The 19,126-nt window shown below is 42.6% G+C and carries 20 protein-coding genes; 11 read left to right on the forward strand and 9 right to left on the reverse strand.

Annotation, left to right across the window (positions count from 1 at the left end; all coding sequences use genetic code 11):
• Nucleotides 1–53: 53 nt before the first annotated feature.
• Complete coding sequence (locus tag ACF3OH_RS00920; RefSeq protein ID WP_392455388.1) at nt 54–521, forward strand: nitroreductase family protein; 468 nt, start codon at nt 54–56, stop codon at nt 519–521.
• Between the two features lie 171 nt (nt 522–692).
• Entirely contained in the window at nt 693–911 is a 219-nt protein-coding gene (locus tag ACF3OH_RS00925) for a hypothetical protein (RefSeq protein WP_392455389.1), read from the forward strand.
• 19 nt (nt 912–930) lie between these two features.
• Here ACF3OH_RS00925 and ltaE read toward each other — a convergent pair whose 3' ends face one another.
• The 4 genes from ltaE to ACF3OH_RS00945 form a co-directional block, all read right to left on the reverse strand.
• Nucleotides 931–1,953, reverse strand: coding sequence for a low-specificity L-threonine aldolase (ltaE, locus tag ACF3OH_RS00930; RefSeq protein ID WP_392455390.1), 1,023 nt, complete (start codon nt 1,951–1,953; stop codon nt 931–933).
• A 137-nt stretch (nt 1,954–2,090) separates the two neighbouring features.
• Entirely contained in the window at nt 2,091–3,212 is a 1,122-nt protein-coding gene (locus ACF3OH_RS00935) for a hypothetical protein (protein ID WP_392455391.1), read from the reverse strand.
• Nucleotides 3,187–3,720: a sigma-70 family RNA polymerase sigma factor gene (locus ACF3OH_RS00940; RefSeq protein ID WP_392455392.1), complete on the reverse strand. Its 534-nt coding sequence runs from the start codon at nt 3,718–3,720 to the stop codon at nt 3,187–3,189. The genes ACF3OH_RS00935 and ACF3OH_RS00940 overlap by 26 nt, the downstream gene beginning before the upstream one ends.
• A gap of 88 nt (nt 3,721–3,808) precedes the next feature.
• Nucleotides 3,809–4,180 carry a hypothetical protein gene (locus tag ACF3OH_RS00945; RefSeq protein WP_392455393.1) on the reverse strand — a complete coding sequence of 124 codons (372 nt, stop codon included), beginning with the start codon at nt 4,178–4,180 and terminating at the stop codon, nt 3,809–3,811.
• Between the two features lie 281 nt (nt 4,181–4,461).
• Between ACF3OH_RS00945 and ACF3OH_RS00950 the strand changes: the two genes are divergently transcribed.
• Nucleotides 4,462–5,466: a sodium:calcium antiporter gene (locus ACF3OH_RS00950; protein WP_392455395.1), complete on the forward strand. Its 1,005-nt coding sequence runs from the start codon at nt 4,462–4,464 to the stop codon at nt 5,464–5,466.
• Between the two features lie 43 nt (nt 5,467–5,509).
• Here ACF3OH_RS00950 and ACF3OH_RS00955 read toward each other — a convergent pair whose 3' ends face one another.
• Entirely contained in the window at nt 5,510–6,058 is a 549-nt protein-coding gene (locus ACF3OH_RS00955) for an ECF transporter S component (RefSeq protein WP_392455396.1), read from the reverse strand.
• A gap of 109 nt (nt 6,059–6,167) precedes the next feature.
• Between ACF3OH_RS00955 and ACF3OH_RS00960 the strand changes: the two genes are divergently transcribed.
• Nucleotides 6,168–7,871, forward strand: coding sequence for an ABC transporter ATP-binding protein (locus ACF3OH_RS00960; protein ID WP_204590799.1), 1,704 nt, complete (start codon nt 6,168–6,170; stop codon nt 7,869–7,871).
• Nucleotides 7,872–7,883: 12 nt separating this feature from the next.
• On the opposite strand, the gene ACF3OH_RS00965 is transcribed toward ACF3OH_RS00960, so the two are convergent.
• Nucleotides 7,884–8,726, reverse strand: coding sequence for a TetR/AcrR family transcriptional regulator (locus tag ACF3OH_RS00965; protein WP_392455397.1), 843 nt, complete (start codon nt 8,724–8,726; stop codon nt 7,884–7,886).
• Between the two features lie 100 nt (nt 8,727–8,826).
• On the opposite strand from ACF3OH_RS00965, the gene ACF3OH_RS00970 reads away from it, so the two are divergent.
• The 5 genes from ACF3OH_RS00970 (at nt 8,827) to ACF3OH_RS00990 (ending at nt 15,063) form a co-directional block, all read left to right on the forward strand.
• A complete protein-coding gene (locus ACF3OH_RS00970; RefSeq protein WP_392456665.1) occupies nt 8,827–11,922 on the forward strand; it encodes an efflux RND transporter permease subunit in 3,096 nt (1,031 codons plus the stop codon).
• Between the two features lie 86 nt (nt 11,923–12,008).
• Nucleotides 12,009–12,197: a hypothetical protein gene (locus tag ACF3OH_RS00975; protein ID WP_392455398.1), complete on the forward strand. Its 189-nt coding sequence runs from the start codon at nt 12,009–12,011 to the stop codon at nt 12,195–12,197.
• A gap of 102 nt (nt 12,198–12,299) precedes the next feature.
• Nucleotides 12,300–13,148 carry a VOC family protein gene (locus ACF3OH_RS00980; RefSeq protein WP_392455399.1) on the forward strand — a complete coding sequence of 283 codons (849 nt, stop codon included), beginning with the start codon at nt 12,300–12,302 and terminating at the stop codon, nt 13,146–13,148.
• Between the two features lie 96 nt (nt 13,149–13,244).
• Nucleotides 13,245–13,910 carry an HAD family hydrolase gene (locus tag ACF3OH_RS00985; protein WP_392455400.1) on the forward strand — a complete coding sequence of 222 codons (666 nt, stop codon included), beginning with the start codon at nt 13,245–13,247 and terminating at the stop codon, nt 13,908–13,910.
• Between the two features lie 52 nt (nt 13,911–13,962).
• Entirely contained in the window at nt 13,963–15,063 is a 1,101-nt protein-coding gene (locus ACF3OH_RS00990) for an MBL fold metallo-hydrolase (protein WP_392455401.1), read from the forward strand.
• A 23-nt stretch (nt 15,064–15,086) separates the two neighbouring features.
• On the opposite strand, the gene ACF3OH_RS00995 is transcribed toward ACF3OH_RS00990, so the two are convergent.
• The gene (locus tag ACF3OH_RS00995) at nt 15,087–15,530 is read right to left on the reverse strand and encodes a GyrI-like domain-containing protein (protein WP_204590784.1); all 444 of its coding nucleotides are present in this window, start codon (nt 15,528–15,530) and stop codon (nt 15,087–15,089) included.
• Nucleotides 15,531–15,576: 46 nt separating this feature from the next.
• Between ACF3OH_RS00995 and ACF3OH_RS01000 the strand changes: the two genes are divergently transcribed.
• Nucleotides 15,577–15,768: a hypothetical protein gene (locus tag ACF3OH_RS01000; RefSeq protein WP_204590782.1), complete on the forward strand. Its 192-nt coding sequence runs from the start codon at nt 15,577–15,579 to the stop codon at nt 15,766–15,768.
• Here ACF3OH_RS01000 and ACF3OH_RS01005 read toward each other — a convergent pair.
• The gene (locus ACF3OH_RS01005) at nt 15,763–16,374 is read right to left on the reverse strand and encodes a TetR/AcrR family transcriptional regulator (RefSeq protein WP_392455403.1); all 612 of its coding nucleotides are present in this window, start codon (nt 16,372–16,374) and stop codon (nt 15,763–15,765) included. The genes ACF3OH_RS01000 and ACF3OH_RS01005 overlap by 6 nt on opposite strands.
• A 171-nt stretch (nt 16,375–16,545) precedes the next feature.
• Here ACF3OH_RS01005 and ACF3OH_RS01010 point away from each other — a divergent pair, with 171 nt between their 5' ends.
• Nucleotides 16,546–17,271 (forward strand): SDR family NAD(P)-dependent oxidoreductase, encoded by a 726-nt coding sequence (locus tag ACF3OH_RS01010; protein ID WP_392455405.1) that lies wholly within the window; start codon nt 16,546–16,548, stop codon nt 17,269–17,271.
• A 39-nt stretch (nt 17,272–17,310) separates the two neighbouring features.
• Here ACF3OH_RS01010 and ACF3OH_RS01015 read toward each other — a convergent pair whose 3' ends face one another.
• On the reverse strand, nt 17,311–19,071 hold the full coding sequence (locus ACF3OH_RS01015) for an ABC transporter ATP-binding protein (protein ID WP_392455406.1): 1,761 nt from the start codon (nt 19,069–19,071) through the stop codon (nt 17,311–17,313).
• Between the last annotated feature and the right edge of the window lie 55 nt (nt 19,072–19,126).

The raw sequence follows: 19,126 nt of genomic DNA on the forward strand, positions 1-19,126 counted from the left end.
CTGAAACGCGATAGACTAATTTCCATTCAAAGACTAAAAGTGAGCGACCTATTATGACAACTATGACAAAACCGACGTATGAACAAGTAGTAAAAGAGCGTCGTTCTATTCGTGTATATGATCCAGAAGTGAAAATTTCAAAGCAAGAAATGCATGAACTAGTAGAAACAACTCAGGAAATTTATGATTTAGCTGTAGAAAAAGGCGTTATGCCAGCAGATGTTCGTGATCGACAAGTTCCGGCTATTCAAGGGATGTTGAAGGACATTCCAAAAGAGCGCCTGAAAACAATGAACTTCCTAGATGCAGGCCTAGCAGCAATGCAAATCATGTTATCTGCGCAAGCGCGCGGGTATGCGACAAATCCAATCGGTGGATTTGATAAAGACCATATCGCAGAAGCATATGGCCTAGATAAAGAACGCTTTGAAGCGGTTATGCTGATCTCAATCGGTAAAGCTGCTGAAGAGGGATATCAATCTGTACGCCTTCCAATTGATGACTTAGCAAAATGGGTATAGAAATTCGAGAGTCTGACACATGAGTGTCAGGCTCTTTTTTTAATTTTCAGACACTCTTCTTAAAAAAATACAGAAGAGTATAAAAGATTACCCGTGATAGCGCTTACATAAGAACTCTTCGCTTTCTATACTGAAGTAGAAATCATTTCAGGTAAGGGAGAGGGTTAAGAAATGAACAAGAAATCTGTATGGAAATGGGCTAGTTTATTAGCAGCTGTCGCAAACGGCTGCCGAAGAGGGGAAGAGGTTGAGACCAGTAGTTATGTAAACAACGGCAAAAAAGAGGTGCCATCCGTATTGATTGAACCAATTGCTGTCATGCGCGACACCATTGATTCTACAGTAATTCAGGATGGGTATCATAGTTATGACGACGTTTATGGAAATTAAAAAAGAGTAGCTGCGTGAGCTACTCAGTAAATTGATGCAAAGCATCCAGTATTAGCTGGATGTCTTTTTCTGTAATTCCGTTATTTGTGACAAAGCGAATAATGCCTGGACCAAAACCACCCGCTAAAATTCCATGTTCTTTTAAATGTGCTAACAATGCCTCTGTTGTATGTGCCGAATTTGTCAGTTCAACCAGAAGGATATTTGTTTCGACCGCATTTACTAAATGAAACGTATCTAGTTGTTGAATTCCTTCTGCCAGCTGTTTAGCTAACCGATGATCTTCCTGTAAACGAACAGGATTCTCTTCCAGTGCAATAAGTGCAGGGGCAGCCAGTACTCCGACTTGGCGAAGTCCACCGCCTAGACGTTTCCGCCATTTTCGTGCATGCCGAATAAAATCGGCAGATCCTGCAATAATGGAACCTACAGGAGCCCCAAGCCCTTTCGACAAGCAGAACTGGACAGTGTCCGTATGCTTGGCAAACTCTGAAACGGGGATTCCAGTAGCAGCTTGTGCGTTAAATAGACGAGCTCCGTCTAAGTGAACTGGAATGCGATGTTTTTGTGCGACTTCGTAGATTGCCTTCATATGTTCAACGGGAAGTACCGCACCACCTGCTTTATTATGCGTGTTCTCGAGACAGATCAAACCTGTTTCCGGTTCATGAATATCTGCTCCGCGAATCGCTGCTTCTACGTGAATGGGGTCCATTGCGCCACGGAGGCCATCAATTGGTTTTAGTTGAAGACCAGCAAGTGCGGACATCGCACCACCTTCATAGAGAAAGATGTGTGCTTGTGATTCTAAGATGACTTCTTGACCAGGTCTACAATGCACCAGTCCTGCAATTTGGTTTCCTTGTGTGCCACTTGTGACAAATAAAGCCGCTTCTTTTCCGAGTAGTTCTGCTGCTCTCTCTTCTAATCGGTTAACAGTCGGATCCTCCCCGTACACATCATCGCCGACTTCCGCTTCATACATGGCACGGCGCATGCGTTCGTCTGGTTTGGTCACTGTATCACTACGTAAATCAATCACTCAAATCCCTCGTTTCGTCTAATTGGTTCTACGTACTAGTGTAGCAGGTCCTCAAAAGATTTTCTTATGAGATGTATAGACAACTAGTTTGCGGTAATGGAGACAAACTAAAACCTCGGCGATTGCGCCGAGGTTTTTTATGGTTTGATTAAATGAATAGTTGGGCCACCATCAAAATAATTTTCTTCTACCATCTGAAGCGTGCCGTCTGGAGCAAACTGCGGCGTAACAAGACGCCCTTTTACTTTCGGAAAGTCGCTGAATGGAACTGCTTTGTTGTTTTCGATTGTAAAGAGTTCTACGTCATCGGTATCTTCCCCCCAACGATCTACGACACTGAGTGCTAGATAGTTCCCATGAATCGCTGAATAGCTGTATTCAGGTGTTTCAATCATTTGGAAAGCACCTGTTTGGATGTCCATATACCCAAGTTCAAGTCGGCCTTCTTCAGTTGCAAAGTCAAAATACACCCGGTCTTCTACCACATACATGTTATATAAAGAAGTGTACGGAAGATTCGATTGCTGCTGAATCAACTTGCCGGTTAGTGTATCATAGATAGATACGATAGCAATGCCTTCAAATACTTCCATTATCGCAGCTTTCCCATCTTGTGCATGCCCTCTCATAGAGTCAAATTCTTGAGAAGTGTGAAGCAGAATGTTTTCACTCTTTTGTGATTTCAAATCCATTACATAATAATGATGATCGTTTGTGTAAAAGTTCGAATAAAAAAGTGAGTTACCTTCTAAAGTTAGTTCAATAGGATTGATAGAAGGAATGACCGTTAGTTCTCTATTGTTACGATTCAGTATATTGAGTGTGTAATCTTCATTGTCAAAATCTCCCCAAACAAACCATTTGTCATTCGCCACAAAATTGAACTGTCCTAGGGAAGCAAAATTCGCAATTTTCTCTGTGAATTTTTCATCAATCGAATAGCTATAGGCACCATCTTCTTTCGCGAAAATGAGTTCATGTGTCTCTGGAACATAAACCGACCAATGCAGGGCACTTTGGTACGTGTCCGGTACAATGACTTCTTCATGAGAAGTGAATGGTGATGCCGTAGATTCAGTAAAACTCGTAAACAGCGCATACCCAATCACTCCAATGAAAAGTAAAGCGGCTAAAGGTAAGAACTTCAAAGTTGCGGGCGTTTTCTTTTTCCGAACGCGCTCTCGTACAAGTTGCTGCTCACGTTCACTGAACGAGATGTCTTTCGGCAGTGTTTCATTTAGAAGCTGTTTCAGATCCATTCCACTCCACCTCCAATTCATTCCGTAGTAGTTCGCGACCTCTTGCAAGCCTAGTTTTCACAGTATTTGGAGAACAACCCAAGACCTCAGCTGTTTCGTTGACCGAGAGCTCGGCGTAATAATGGAGCCACAAAGATTCTCTATAATGAAGCGGCATTGATTCAAGCACGATATGTAATTCCGATGTTTTTTCTTTCTCAAGGAACGTCTCTTCATTACTTGCACGCTTGCCAAAAATTTTGAGTTTATCACTGAACTTCACTTTTTGTGCATGCCAACTTTTCAAGTAATTCAAGCTTTCATTGACGGCAATTCGGTACAAGTACGTTTTTAGAGAAGCGCGCCCTTCAAAACGCTCCATCCCTAAATAAAATTTAAGAAATGTGTCTTGCGTGAGATCTTCAGCTTTTTGCAAATCTCGAACGTAGGAATAGATGACGCGTTTTATCATGTCACCATGCTCCTGCATAGCTTCGTTCAACCTGTCGTTCTTTTGGTCTTCTGTCACATCATCGCATCCTTTCCTACTCGTTAGACAACGCACGTTTCTCCATGGTTTCATACGCAGCAAAAAAAGAAAAGCCCCAAAGGAAAAGTTATCCTTTCGGGACCTGCACAAGTGTATAATTTTTTGTCCATTTTTGTGTTGTCAGAATGATCTTTGCGTCTGAATTAGAAAAAAATAGGCCATTACCATCTAGCTCACGCAACTCCCATCCATATGAAGCCATAAATTCTTCGATACGCTGATTTGCTAGATCCGTCCGCGTTTCTTTCACCGCATACCATAACGAATCTTCTTCTTCCGTTAAATAAACGAGAGGTGCATTAGAAGCGGAGATTTTTTGTGCCACTTCAGGAGGAGCTAATGAAGAAAATGGTAATGGCGGATGCGCGAGCCGCTCATAAAGTGCAAATAGACTAATGGAGACCGTGAGCATCCCTATGACAATTATAATTTTCTTCATAGTAGTCCCACCTTTCTCGTACTAATTAGACGGAGACGACGCTAAAAAAGTTTCACAAAGGATTAAGAATAGACAACAGCGGGTAGAGGTTGTATACTGTTTTTATAAATAGGGGAGTAGTGGCAAGCGACGCATTCGTCAATTCGGTACAATGTACCCGGATCGTCCCGCTCGAATTGAGCGCACAAGACCTTTTTATGAAAACAGACTGATGTATTCAGGTGTTTTTATAAAAAGGTCTTTTTTTGTCTCTACTTTCCACATTATAAGGAGTGAACGCAATGGTCTATATCTTATTTATTCTTGTAGCAGGTATAACGCTTTACACAGCAATGAAATTATCAACATTTGCAGATGTATTAAGTACCAAAACATCTATGGGAGGCATGTTAGTAGGAACAATCTTACTTGCAGGTGCGACTTCATTACCCGAAGTAACTACCAGTCTTTCAGCAGTGCTAATCGGAAATCCCGACATCGCAGTCGGAAACGTACTCGGCTCAAATTTATTTAATTTACTAGTTTTAGCAACGTTTGACTTGTATTTCCGAAGCACAAAATTATACGAAAAAATTGATCGTACACACCTGTATTCTGCAGTATTAGCAATTATTCTTACCGCTTTGGCCCTTTCAGGTTTAGTATATAGCCAAACTCCTGCAGTCTTTGGAGTCGGCATCGACATGATTGGAATTCTAGTAATTTATATCGCGGGTTTAATTTACATGAACAAAAAATCTTCTTCAATGAAACCAGTAGTGGAACCTACAACGGAGAAGAAGTCTAAGAAAAAGCCTGGGAATCCTCATTCAGATATTTCGTTAAAGAAAGCCATCATTGGCTTTGCAATTTCAGCCCTTGTCATCATGGGTGCAGGTACAGCCCTATCCATCCTAGGTGATCAGATTGCTGTTTTAACAGGTCTTGGTTCAAGTTTCGTCGGAAGTTTCTTAATCGCTGCAACGACTTCCTTACCGGAAGCTGTTTCAGTCTATGTAGCGCTCCGGTTACGTAATGTAAACTTAGCATTCGGTTCAATATTAGGTAGTAACATCTTCAACATGTTGATTCTTGTTATGTCTGATTTCGTTTACCGAGATGGCTCTATCTTAAATGCTGCAGCAGAAAGTCACATCACGACGGGTATCAGTATTACATTCTTGTCTCTATTGGTCATCTACGGAATTCGCCGTAGGCCAACTACGAGCCTAGCAATGTACTTAATTCCATCTATACTTACTGTTATCGTCTATTTCGTAACAACGTATCTTTTATTCATCTCGTAATAAACAAAAACACGGCCATTCAGTGAAGTGGCCGTGTTTTTTGTTATTTAAAATATGGTAATTTCTTTAAAGCAATGACTACTGGAATGGCAATTAATAAACCAACTGCATTCTGAATCAGGTTCCCTGGAATAGAAGCTAACGGAATCACAAAGCTTGAGAACATGATAGCTTCTCCAATGTAGTAAACGACTAGCATGAACGGTATTGAAATGACAGCAGCCACAATATTCCAGCCGATGCTAGTGCCATTTCGATTTTTCGACCAAGCCACTTTCCCGACTACATACCCTTGGATACCACGTGCAACGATTGTGATAGGTGCCCACAGTAACCAGCCACCCATGATATCAAACAGCCCCATACCGAGTGCACCTGCTGCTGCTCCTTTTTTCGGACCAAACAACATCGCAGAAATAAACAACATCGCAGTGCCTAAATGAACTAATCCACCGTTTGCAGCGAAGAACGGAATACGAATATTCAATAACATAGTGGATACAAATACTAATGCGACGAGCATTGATGTTAGAATTAAATCAAACGTCTTGCCACGAGCAATCGGTCGAGACAGCGATTGAGGGTTTTGCATACAAATTCCTTCTTTCTTCAAATTGAGTTAGTCCTACTTTACCAGGGAACTGAACCCTCAAAAAGTATCAGTTTTAAATAAAATATAGTGGTCAGAAAGAGGATGCACAATGAAAATGAAATCGTTAGTGGATGGAATGAGGTGGCCGAAGTGGATGATTGCCTTCGCATTTCTCTTTAGTTTAGTGGAAACAGGCTTTGGTCTTGTCATTCCTTTACTTACTATGAACTTCATCGATAGTTTCACAGAAGGAGGAATTAGTCCACTTCTACTAGGTGGCGTTGCGCTATTATTAATTGTTCAAGCCGTCTTATCTGGAATCGCATTTTATTTGATGCGGAAGATTGGAGAATATGTAGTAGCTTACATTCGCAATCGTGTCTGGCGTCATGTCCTTGGCCTTCCTGTCGGTTTTTTTGATAATGAAGAATCTGGAGAATTGATGAGCCGTATTTTACAAGACACGAGTGTAATCAAATCGCTTATTACCGATCATTTGATTACATTCTTCACGAGCATTTTGACGGTCATCGGAGCTGTCGGTATTTTGCTTTGGATCGACTGGAGAATGACATTGATTCTATTAGTCTCAGTTCCAGTCACACTCGCTGTCATGTTTCCGATCGGACGTGTTATGTCAAAGGTGGCGAAGTCGACACAAGATGAAGTCGCAACGTTTAGTGCGCAGCTAGGTCGTGTTCTTCAAAACATCCGTCTCGTCAAATACAGCCAGTCTGAAGCCAGGGAGCGGATTCACGGAGAACAACAAGTGGACCGGATTTATAAGTTTTATTTAAAAGAGGCAAAACTCGTATCGATTCTTTCTCCCGTTATGACCCTTATTATGACCCTCGTGTTAATTGTTGTATTTGGGTATGGAGGAGCTCAAGTCGCTTCTGGAGCTTTATCTGCAGGGGCCTTGGTCGCGATTATATTTTACTTGATTCAAATCATTGTGCCCTTCACTCAAATGGCGAGCTTTTTCACAGCGTATCAAAAGACGGTAGGTGCAACAGAACGCATTCAAGATATTTTAGAGCGGGCACAGGAAAATGCGGAGGGGAAATCGCTTCCTTCTACAGAGCAAGATGTCGTTCTCCACGATGTGACGTTTGCTTACGGAGAGAAAGTGATTCTCGAAGATATTTCCTTAAGTATTCCAAGAGGAAAAGTCACAGCGTTTGTTGGCGAAAGCGGTGGAGGAAAAACGACGATGTTTTCGATGCTCCAGCGCTTTTATGAACCGAAACACGGAGGTATTAACTACGGGGACACAGATATTCGAGAGATTAAACTGGCAGAATGGCGGGGTCTCTTTGGGTACGTCTCTCAAGAAAGTCCTTTGATGAACGGAACGATTCGAGACAATATCCTATATGGTGTGGAACAAGTGCCTACGGATACAGCTATAGAACAAGCTCTACGCCAAGCCAATGCGTGGGAGTTTATAATGAAACTTGAGCAAGGACTTGAGACGCCAGTAGGTGAAGGCGGGATCAAACTTTCAGGTGGACAACGTCAAAGAATTGCAATTGCTCGAGCCGTACTGCGCAACCCGCGTATATTACTACTAGACGAAGCAACTTCAAGTCTTGATACGGAATCGGAACGACTTGTACAAGAGGCGCTTCAAACTGTCATGCGTGGACGAACGACGCTGGTCATCGCGCACCGCTTGTCGACTGTACAGCACGCAGATCAACTTGTCATTTTGCGAGACAAGCAGATACAAGGTGTCGGTACGCATCATCACCTTGTAGAAACCAATACCTATTACCAAGAACTCGTAAAAAATGCGCAGCTTCTTACGTAAAAAAGACGCCGATTAGGCGTCTTTTTTGTGTGTATAGTGTTTCACCAAGTAAGCAAGCCACTTTGTTGGCGTGTAGGTCATGAAGTTTGCAGCAAGACCCTGAAGTAGCGCTTGGCGTGGGAATTCTTGATCCAACTCCTCTACTAAAATTGCAAAGGATTCTTGGATGAGTACTGGATGCTCATCAGAAAGAAGTTCGCTCACTACAGCTTTGAGATGAGCAGGTGTAGTTGCTAGTTTATCGGTTTGAACCGGAATACGCATCATCTCTTCCGTGATATAACACGTTGTAGAGTGTTTCGCTAAAATTTCCGTCTTTTCCACTAAACTATCTAGAATCTGTTTCGTGTCATGAGGATAGGGATGAAACAAAATTAGTTGTGAATAAATACGCACAAGTCCTTTGACCGCTACTAATAAGTCCGCAGACTGGTCAGTTGTGTGCGTTGGATACAGTTCATGAAACAGAGAGAGCAAGGATCGGTCGATGAGTGTATCGTACACAATTAGATCCGATAAGATGTCTTCATTGATCGAATGCATTTGCTCTTGCGCATACATTTTCGCAAAATCTGCATGTTTCACAAGTAAATCCAGGTGCGCTGCGAAGTAATTCTGAAGTTTTTCTGATGCTGGAATTAGTGATGTGACCACTTGGTCAATATCGGCAACAAACTGTTGCATGAATGTATCGATAATCTCTTTTATAAGCTCTTCTTTGGAAGAAAAGGCTAGATAAAAAGCGCCTTTTGAAATTCCAGTAGAACGAGTGATGTGTTGGATTGAAGTCGCTTCAATACCTTGTTTGGCAAATAGCTGAATGGAGGTTTCAAGAATCTGTTGTTTTTTTGACATATTTTACGCCTCATTTCGAATGCGATAGATTGACTGTTGACCAATCGGTCATTAGTATAAAGTAGTGATTGAAATTCGTCAAAAAGAAAGGGAGTTCGTTGTGCAAGGTTTCGTACGTTTCGTCTTAAAAAATAAATTTGCGGTGTGGTTACTTACTCTAATTGTAACCTTTGCAGGAATCTATTCCACTACACAAATGAAAATGGAGTCGATTCCGGATATTTCAATTCCTTACTTGATAGTAGCAGGAGTCTATCCAGGTGCCACTGCAGAACAAGTAATGGATGAAGTCTCCATTCCATTAGAACAAGCTGTAGAAAGTTTAGAAGATGTCAAAGCTGTATTTTCAAATTCATCTGCGAATGTATCCCAAGTACAGATTGAATATGAATACGGGGTCGATATGGACCAGAAAAAGCGAGAGCTTGAATCTGCTCTGGATGGTGTCACATTACCAGAAGAGGTAGAAACACCTTCCATTTTAGCAATTAGTTTAAACATGTTCCCAGTCGTTGCTCTTTCTGTGAGTAGTGAATCGGAATCGATTGTTGAATTAACAGAGCGCGTTGAAAACTCTATTTTGCCAGAGATTGAAAAAATCGATGGTGTGGCGTCTGCTACAGTCAATGGACAACATATAGAAGAGATTCATTTGACGTATAATCAAGCAGCACTTGAACAATATGGAGTGACAGAAGACGACGTCAAACAAATGTTAGACGCGAGTAACTTAGCGGTTTCTTTAGGTTTGTATGAGTTTGAAGAAGGGGAAGAGGCTGTCTATATTGACGGTGCCCTCACAACTCTTGCAGAGCTGCAAGAACTACTCATTCCGGTTACGCCTTCAGAAACGAACCCAGCACCTTTTGTAGAGCTTTCTGAACTAGCGACGATCGAACTTGTCGGTCAAGTCGAGTCGATTGCTCGCACAAATGGAGAAGATGCGATTGCCATTCAAGTGGTGAAAGGGCAAGAAGCCAATACGGTCACAGTCGTCAATGCTGTGAAAGAATTGATGACCGAATTTGAAAGTGAAGTAGATGGTCTTGTCATTGATATTACACTGGATCAGGGAGATCCGATTGAAGAATCTGTATTTGCCATGATTGAAAAAGCATTAATCGGTGGATTGATTGCTGTTGCGATTATTTTAATCTTCTTACGCGACTTCCGCTCCACATTGATTGCGATTGTCTCCATTCCAGTTTCAATTTTTGTAGCATTACTCTTATTAAACTGGTTAGATATCACGTTGAATATTATGACGCTCGGAGCGATTACGGTTTCAATCGGTCGAGTCATCGATGACTCCATAGTCGTGGTAGAAAATATTTACCGACGCATGCATTTGAAAGAAGAGAAGTTGTCGGGTAGAAAGCTCATTCAATCCGCAACAATTGAGATGTTCAAGCCGATCTTGTCTTCTACACTTGTTACGATTGCAGTATTTGCACCACTCGTGTTTGTCGGAGGTATGGTAGGTGAGTTGTTCTTACCGTTTGCATTGACCATGTCGTTTGCATTGCTTGCGTCCCTTGCTGTAGCGATTTCTATTGTTCCAGCGATGTCGCACAGTTTATTCCGTAAAAAGTTATACGGAGAGAAGACTGCTTCTTCCCATCAAGAAGTCGGGAAATTAGCATTGTGGTTTAAAGGTGTACTTGAAAAAGCATTGAATCATAAATGGATCACTTCCATCATTGCAGTTGCACTTCTTGTTGGATCACTTGCTCTTACACCGTTGATTGGCTTCTCGTTCTTAGGGTCTCAAACGGAGAAAATGATGTATGTGACGTACTCACCAGCTGCGGGAGAATTGCAGGATGAGACGGTTGCGAACATTGAAGAAGTTGAACAAGAGTTGCTGACACGTGATGAAATTGATGTCGTTCAACTCTCTATTACGGATGCCTCTTCTGCTGATATGGCGGCCATGATGGCGGGAGGAAGTGACGGAGCGCTTCTTTACTTAATCTTTGACGATGCAATCTCAGTAGAAGAGTTTGAAGAGTATAGAAATGAGATTACGACGTACTTATCGCAACTCGATCAGTCGGGTGAGTGGAGCGAACAAGACTTTATGGGTGGCGGTATGATGTCATCGAATGAAGTCGCGTATACGCTATATAGTGAAGATTTAGATGACTTACTAACGTCAGTGGAAGAAGTTGAAAAAGCCATGACGGAAGTAGACGGGTTAGAAGAAGTCACTTCAGGTGTTGAAAATCCATATGTTGAAAACATTTTACGTATTGAGCAGCAGGATGTCTTACAGTACGGGTTAACAGCAGGGCAAATTCTAATGGCCTTATCATCGACTGGTCAGGATGAAGTCATTACAACCATTCGCACGGATGATGGCGATTTGGATGTTATCGTTCAGCGTGAAGAAGCAGCAACTGCTGAGACATTTGAAGCATTACTTGAAACACCGATTCCGACTGCTATGGGTACGACGATGACAATCGGAGAACTGGTAGAAGTAGAAGAAGGGACGACACAAAATACGTTGAGTCGTTCGGAAGGAGAATACTACGCTTCCGTATCAGGTACGATTGCTGGCAATGACGTATCTGGCCCAAGTGCTGATGCGCAAGAAGCCATTAACACGCTTGACTTGCCTATGGGTGTAAAAGTCGAGACAGGTGGTGTCACCGCAGACATCAACGAAACGTTTACGCAGCTTGGAATTGCGATGGCAGCAGCGATTGCGATTGTCTACTTTATTCTAGTCGTGACGTTCGGTGGTGGACTCGCACCATTTGCGATTCTGTTCTCCCTTCCGTTTGCAGTAATCGGATCCTTTACCGGGCTCTTTATTGCAGGGCAAACTATCTCTGTTTCTGTTATGATGGGTCTTCTAATGCTGATCGGTATTGTTGTCACGAATGCGATTGTACTAGTTGACCGTGTGATCCAGATGGAACGCGAAGGACTCTCTGTACGTGATGCTTTATTAGAAGCAGGGGCTACTCGTCTTCGTCCAATCTTGATGACGGCGATTGCGACAATTGGAGCAATGGTTCCAATGGCGTTGTCGAGCGGTGGAGGCGGTCTTGTATCGCAAGACTTAGCCATTACTGTAATTGGCGGGTTGTTCTCGTCTACCCTATTAACGCTAATTGTTGTTCCAGTTGTTTATGAAGTATTACGCAAATTCCAAAAAAATAAATCGCTCGTAGATACAGAAGAGTGAAACTGACCGACTTCCTTTTTAGGGAGTCGGTTTTTTTGAAACCATTTTGTTTATGAAACGTAAATCTGTTCAAGGAGGCGGTAGTGATGCAAGGAATAACGACGGTAGGATTTGGTCTGTTTGGTCTTTTTTATTTAGTATTTGTACTAGCCATCGTTGGTTTTGTAATTTGGTTCATGGTGCAACTCATTCAAACGCAGCGCGCAAAAGTACGCGTACTCGAAGAGATTTCAATGAAGTTAGATCGACAGAAGGCTCCACAGGATACCTTTTAACCACTCAGTATACGAGTGGTTTTTCTTATGAGACAACAAGTATTGACAATTCTAGATTACTATTATAAACTAAGTTACAAATAGTAACTAAGGAGACTTTACATGAACTTTCATCAAAAACCTACCACTTTTGTAGCTAGTGTCGCAATCAATGTCACAGATTTAAAACGTTCCCTAGACTTTTATACTCGGGTCATCGGTTTCCAAATCTCAAGTCAAACCGAGTCAGACGCAACCTTAACAGCGAATGGGAGAGATGTGCTCTTGACACTTGTTCAGCCAGAACGTGTCACTCCGAAACAGCCACGCACAACAGGTTTATATCACTTTGCTATCCTACTTCCGACACGCCAATCTTTAGCCAGCATCGTACCACATCTAGTGAATCAAGGAGTACAGCTGGGTTCTTCTGATCACTTAGTCAGCGAAGCATTATACTTTGCCGACCCAGACGGAAATGGGATTGAAATTTACCGCGATCGCCTTCCGGAAGAGTGGACGTGGCACGGAGACTCTGTTGAAATGACGGTCGATCCATTAAACTTTGAAGACTTATTAACAAAAGAAACTGTGGAAGAATGGACAGGTCTTCCTGCAAATACAGTCATGGGGCATATTCATTTGCATGTAGATGACATTGGGCGCGCAGAAGCATTTTACACACAAGGTCTCGATTTTGAAGTGGTTACACGATATGGTCACCAAGCGCTCTTCATCTCAGACAATCGTTACCACCACCACATCGGTTTGAATGTCTGGAACGGTGTTGGTGCTCCGCAACCGGCAAAGCATTCAGCAGGCCTTGTTCACTATACACTCGATGTGCAAGATGCTGACAAACAACAGCAACTTGCAGAACGTTTACAAGCCTTTGGTGCGCGTGTTGACTGGAATGAGAATATCTTAATCACAGCAGACGCTGCAGGAAACGAAATTCATATCGTCTATTGATCCAGTGCGAAACCGATTTTGTCGGTTTCGTTTTTTCATTTCTCAGTAAATTCCTGTACACTAAAAGAAACAGCAATGGACTTGGAGGAACGATTTATGAAAGTGGCTTTGTTTGACTTTGACCGTACGATTTACAAATATGAAACTTACTCATTACTGATGCGGTTTCTTCAAAATCATGACGTGTATGGCAAGCGGTACAAGAAGTTTATGCGCCGGCTCATGCCCATTTATTTATTATATAAAATGAAAATGACTCCGGAAAAAACGATGCGCAAAAAAGCGATGGAAATTTATTTGAAAACGTTTGAAGGAGCTTCAGAAGCAGAATTACGAAGCTATTTTCGAGAAATGGCCGAGGAAATGTCAGGGGACTTTAATCAAGAAGTAATTGACCGCTTGAATTGGCACCATGAACAAGGACATCGCGTGCTCGTCATTTCAGGTGCATTTGATATTATGCTGGATGAAGTGCTCCGTGACTTGCCGATTGATGCGAAACTCGGGACAGAAGTACCTCTAGCGAACGGTATGCTAACAAAAGTCACAGAGTTGTCGCATGTACACGAACGCCAAAAAATTGTGCGCATTGAAGAAAATTTGAAAGAAGTCGACGTCGACTGGGAAGAGAGCTACGCATACGGCGACAGTATTTACGATATTGACGTACTTGGACTTGTTGGAAATCCAGTAGCCGTTCAACCGGATGCAGATTTGAAAGCCTATGCAAAAGAGCAAGGCTGGGAAATTATCACCGCATAGTTTATCTTTATACTATTTACGGGAATTCACACTATAGAAAGAGGTGGACGGTATGCAAATTAAGAAAAGATGGATTGCAGGTGCAGCAGTCGCGGCGGTGGCCGCTTATATTGTCGCAAACCCGACGTTTGGCAAACGTGTTTCACGGAAACAGAAGAAGCAATTTGAACAATTACCACATTACAAAGACGGCAAGTTCCGCAATACCCCGCCGATTGTATCACCTGGGGGATTTGAAACCCTTCAAAGTCTAGCAAAAGATTACTTTGTAGGAAAAGCCGATCTACATCCTGCTAATCCACTACCAACGGTGAAGTTTGCGTGTCACGATAATGTCCAAACACCGCACGTCACGTGGCTAGGGCATTCATGCTTTTTAATCGAATGGAAAGATAAAACTATCCTAGTCGACCCGATGCTAGGGAAAGTACCTCTTCCATTCAAAGTAAAAGATATGCGCTATCCGGTAGTAGAACAATTCGATATCGATTGTTTAGAAGATATAGATTACGTCGTTTATTCGCATGACCATTATGATCATTTAGATTATGATACGCTGCAGCATATCAAAGATCGAGTGCGTAAGTTCTTCGTACCACTTGGTCTTGGAGACCGATTAGAGGGCTGGGGTGTTCCGAAACACCGTATCTTTGAACTCGATTGGTGGGAATCTTTACAAGAAGAGGGTATCCGCTTTACAGCTGCCCCATCTCGTCATTTTTCCGGTCGTTTAGGTATCGACTACGGAGAAACGTTATGGTGCTCTTGGGTCTTTGAGTGGGAAGATACAAAGATTTTCTATAGTGGCGACAGTGGATACGGTAAACATTTTGAAGAAATCGGTCGCAGATATGGGCCGTTTGATCTTGTCATTATGGAAAGTGGACAATACGATGAGCGCTGGCCGGGTGTTCACATGCATCCTGATGAGAGTATGCAGGCATTTTTGGATGTAAAAGGGAAACATGTGTTACCGGTTCATTGGGCAGCTTTTACATTGGCATTCCACAAGTGGGATGACCCACCTGAACAAATGATGGAGCTCGGTAAACAACGAGGTGCTCATGTAGTGATTCCCAAAATCGGAGAGACACTAGATGTCGCAACGTTAGATGCGTATGAAACAAAAACTTGGTGGAGACCTGTTGTATAAAAATAGCCCCTTCTTAGAAGGGGTTATTTCGTCTTGATCGGTAAGTAGATTTCTACTTCCTCGCCTTTATCAGTAGGGAAGTACATTTCGATAATGTAGCCAGTCAAATCAAATTGTAGTTCATTTTCAAGCATCCAGTTAGAGAGTGTCACATGCAACTCACCGATTTCATCAATCGTCCCTTTAGCAAAAGCATAATCACGGGTGATTTCCATATACTCCATACCTGCTGGCGGGTGTGGCGGTTGTTCAGAAACAAGGATGCCTACGAAAAATGTGCCTTCTACTTGATCGACGGTAGATTGTGGTTCGAAAAGAGCAAGCTCTACATGGGATTGATAGTCGGTATCGTGTAATTTTTCTAAAAAAAGCCGTGCTTTTTCAGGTACAACTGTGGCATACTCTTGGAAGATTCCTTTGTGTTTGGTTACAAGAGAACGTACTGTCAGTGTTTTATGAGCTGGCATGCATGTAGCCTCCATTCAAATAAATACGTATAGTAAGGAGTTCAGTATGAAAAATCGTGTATTTGGAACTATTTATTTAGTATTCAGTATAGCATTGTTTATAGGCGTACAAAGATGGCCGTATTTGCAAGATATAGACCCAATCTATCACATACCGCTTTATTTCCCTGCACTTGTGCTAGCAGCCATTGGTTTATACCTCTATCGCATTTCTTTACCGAAAGAACCAAGTTCATAAATCTTGGTTCTTTTTTGTTTGTCCAAAAAATGTGTAAGAAGCAATGTGTGTTCGCGTTAAGTCAATCAAATCTTGAATGAATTCGTTCTCATCTTTCGAGTAGCCACTTTGAATCCACTCGCGAATAAGACCGTAGAGTCCATTTGCCATATAGCGCTTAAAAATCTTCATATTTACTGGTTGATGATCGATGGTTTGAAATCTAAATTGCTCATCATAAATCCGTTCGATTGTCTCTGGGAAGGCATGAAGCAAGCCGGGTAAAGTATCGGCAACAAATAGCAAATCGAAAAATAATCGTTCTTTTCGGATATATGTTAGTAGGCTAAATGATTCGTGGCCCATTTCCTTAGTGTCTACCAATTGACCAGAATAATAGGAGGTACCAACTGCAACTTCTAGACCGGTCAGTTTCTCACGCAAAAGTGATTCGCTCAACTCGTATTTATCATGGTAATAGAGATAAAAGGTCGTTCGGTTGTAGTCTGTCTTCTCGACGAGTTCTTTGATCGTCACAGCATGAAAACCTTTGTCATGCACCAGTTCCATCAGAGCTAATTGAAAGTTTCTTTTGGTTCTGCGAGCTGCTGCGGAATCTTCTTTCATACCTCTCCTCCAATCGACACAAGATAAGGAAGTGTCGATATTCTCGACACATCACTTAAAGCTAGTGAGTGCTTTTGAAATCGCTTCCTATAGACTAAAAGTAAGAGCAGTATCTTTAGCATCCCACAATTGCTAAGTCGTCGCAACCACACATTAAAGGAGGAGTAACAAATGGCAAAATTAGAAGGAAAAGTAGCCGTAATTACAGGTGGAGCATCTGGAATTGGTGCCGCAACTGCAAAGTTATTTAGTGAGCATGGGGCGAAGCTTGTGCTAGTTGATTTACAAGAAGATTTGGGTACAGCGTTTGCAAAAGAGTTATCAGACGCGATTTTCGTAAAAGCGGATGTGACGAGTGAAGAAGAAGTGACAGCTGTATTTACAAAAGCAAAAGAAGCGTATGGCAAAGTAGACGTTGTCTTTAACAATGCAGGAATTGGTCGTGTTACACCGACGCACGATTTATCGTATGATGAGTGGAGAAAGACAGTGGCTGTCGATTTAGATGGCGTTTTCTTGGTTGCTCGTGAAGCAATTCGTGCATTTAAAGAGCAGGATGGAGGCGTCATTGTAAATACCGCTTCTATGTACGGTTGGGTCGGTTCACCGGGATCTGCTGCTTACAATGCTGCCAAAGGTGGAGTAGTAAACTTTACACGTTCAATCGGTCTTGAGTATGCATCTGAGAACATTCGTGTGAACGCATTATGTCCTGGATTTATCGATACACCGATTATTCCGGAAGAAAGTAAAGCGGTTTTGAAAGATATGACACCGATGAAGCGTTTGGGTCAAGCTGACGAAATGGCGAAAGCAGTATTGTTCTTAGCATCTGACGATTCAAGCTTCATGACAGGTTCAAGTTTAGTAGTAGACGGCGGGTATACAGCTCAATAATTGACAAAAAGCAGGCCCTAGTGGACCTGCTTTTTTTGTTTAATGGTGTGTCAGCTCCTGTTGTAGAGCTACCCAGTGGTTCGGGCTTACTTCTGTTAAAAGGGCATCTTCCACATCGTAGTGAGTGGTCGCATCTTGTTCAGCAGAAGCGGCACGTGCAGCTCGTCGCTCTACCTCCACATGTGGATCTGGAAGAGGGATTGCTGCAAGAAGTGCTTTTGTATACGGGTGCTGTGGACTTGTATAAAGTTCTTCACTCTCAGCCAGTTCCACAATCTTTCCTTTGTACATGACAGCTACACGGTCACTTAAATGTTTCACCATCGATAAATCGTGGGCAATAAACAAGAACGTGAGACCTAGTTTTTGTTGCAGCTCTTGAAGTAGCTCTACTATCTGCTTCTGAATCGACACATCTAAAGCGGACAGTGGTTCATCGCAGACAATAAAGTCTGGCTCTACTGCGAGGGCACGCGCAATACCGATACGTTGACGTTGACCGCCAGAGAATTCGTGTGGATAGCGCATCGCATGAGCTTTCTCAAGACCAACAAGTTCCAACAGTTCCTCTACACGTGCCTGACGTTGTTGCCGGGAACCCGCTAAACCATGTAAATCCAAGGCCGTGCCAATAATATCTACAACTTTTTGACGTGGGTTTAATGAGGCATACGGGTCTTGGAAAATGATTTGAACACGTCTGCGCATCTGCTTTAATTGCTTTTTCGTCAAGCGGTTTAGTGGGATACCATCAAAAAGTACATCACCAGAAGTCGCTTGGTGTAGTTGTAAGAGGGTACGACCTGTTGTTGATTTACCAGAACCCGACTCTCCAACGAGCCCTAGAGTTTCACCAGGGTAAATGGAAAAGCTAATGTTGTTGACTGCTCGCATACGCTCCCCGCGACCTAAATCAAACTCTTTCACTAATGAACGAACCTCTACTAGGGGCTGTGAAGGATCTCGATCTGTTTCAACTAAACTCTGAAGTTTTGGCTTTTTCGGTTCATGAAGCTTTGGAAGGGCATCGAGCAATTTTTTTGTGTACGGATGTTTGGGTGAATAGAAAATCTCTTCCGTGCTTCCTGTCTCAACAATTTCACCTTTTTGCATGACGATCACGCGGTCACACATTCCTGCCACAACACCTAGGTCATGGGTAATGAGAATAATCGCTGTTCCTAAACGCTCTTGCATCTTTTTCATTAGAGCTAAAATCTGCGCTTGAATCGTCACATCAAGAGCAGTTGTCGGTTCATCAGCCAGTAACAGCTCGGGTTCACAGGCTAGCGCCATAGCAATCATCGCTCGTTGACGCATGCCTCCAGAAAATTCGTGCGGATACTGCGCTGCACGTTGACGAGCTTTTGTGATACCGACTTGTTCCATTAAAGAAATCGCTTGTTCAAGCGCGTCCCGTTTCGACAGACCTTTATGCTTCGTCAAGCTCTCAGCAATTTGCTCTCCGATACGAGTAGTGGGATTCAGAGAACTCATAGGGTCTTGGAAAATCATTGAGACTTCGCGTCCCCGCAATTGCTCCAGTCTTTTTTCAGGAGCACCCAGTAACTCTTCACCTTTCCACTCGATTGATCCACTTTTTACAAATGAAGGAGGAGAAGGAAGAAGTCGCATAATAGAGCGGGCTGTCACACTTTTGCCACTTCCCGATTCCCCTACAATTGCAACGGTCTCTCCAGGAAACACCTCAAAATTTACACCTTTAACGGCTTCTACTTCACGCTCTCCCGCTAAAAAAGAGACGCGAAGATTTTTTATAGAAACAATGGGTTGGACCATTTTAAACACCTCAATCATAAAGTAAGAAAAACTAGTTGACTCTTTTTCGAATATG

It is taken from the genome of Chryseomicrobium aureum, from assembly GCF_043182735.1.
GTDB lineage: Bacteria > Bacillota > Bacilli > Bacillales_A > Planococcaceae > Chryseomicrobium > Chryseomicrobium aureum.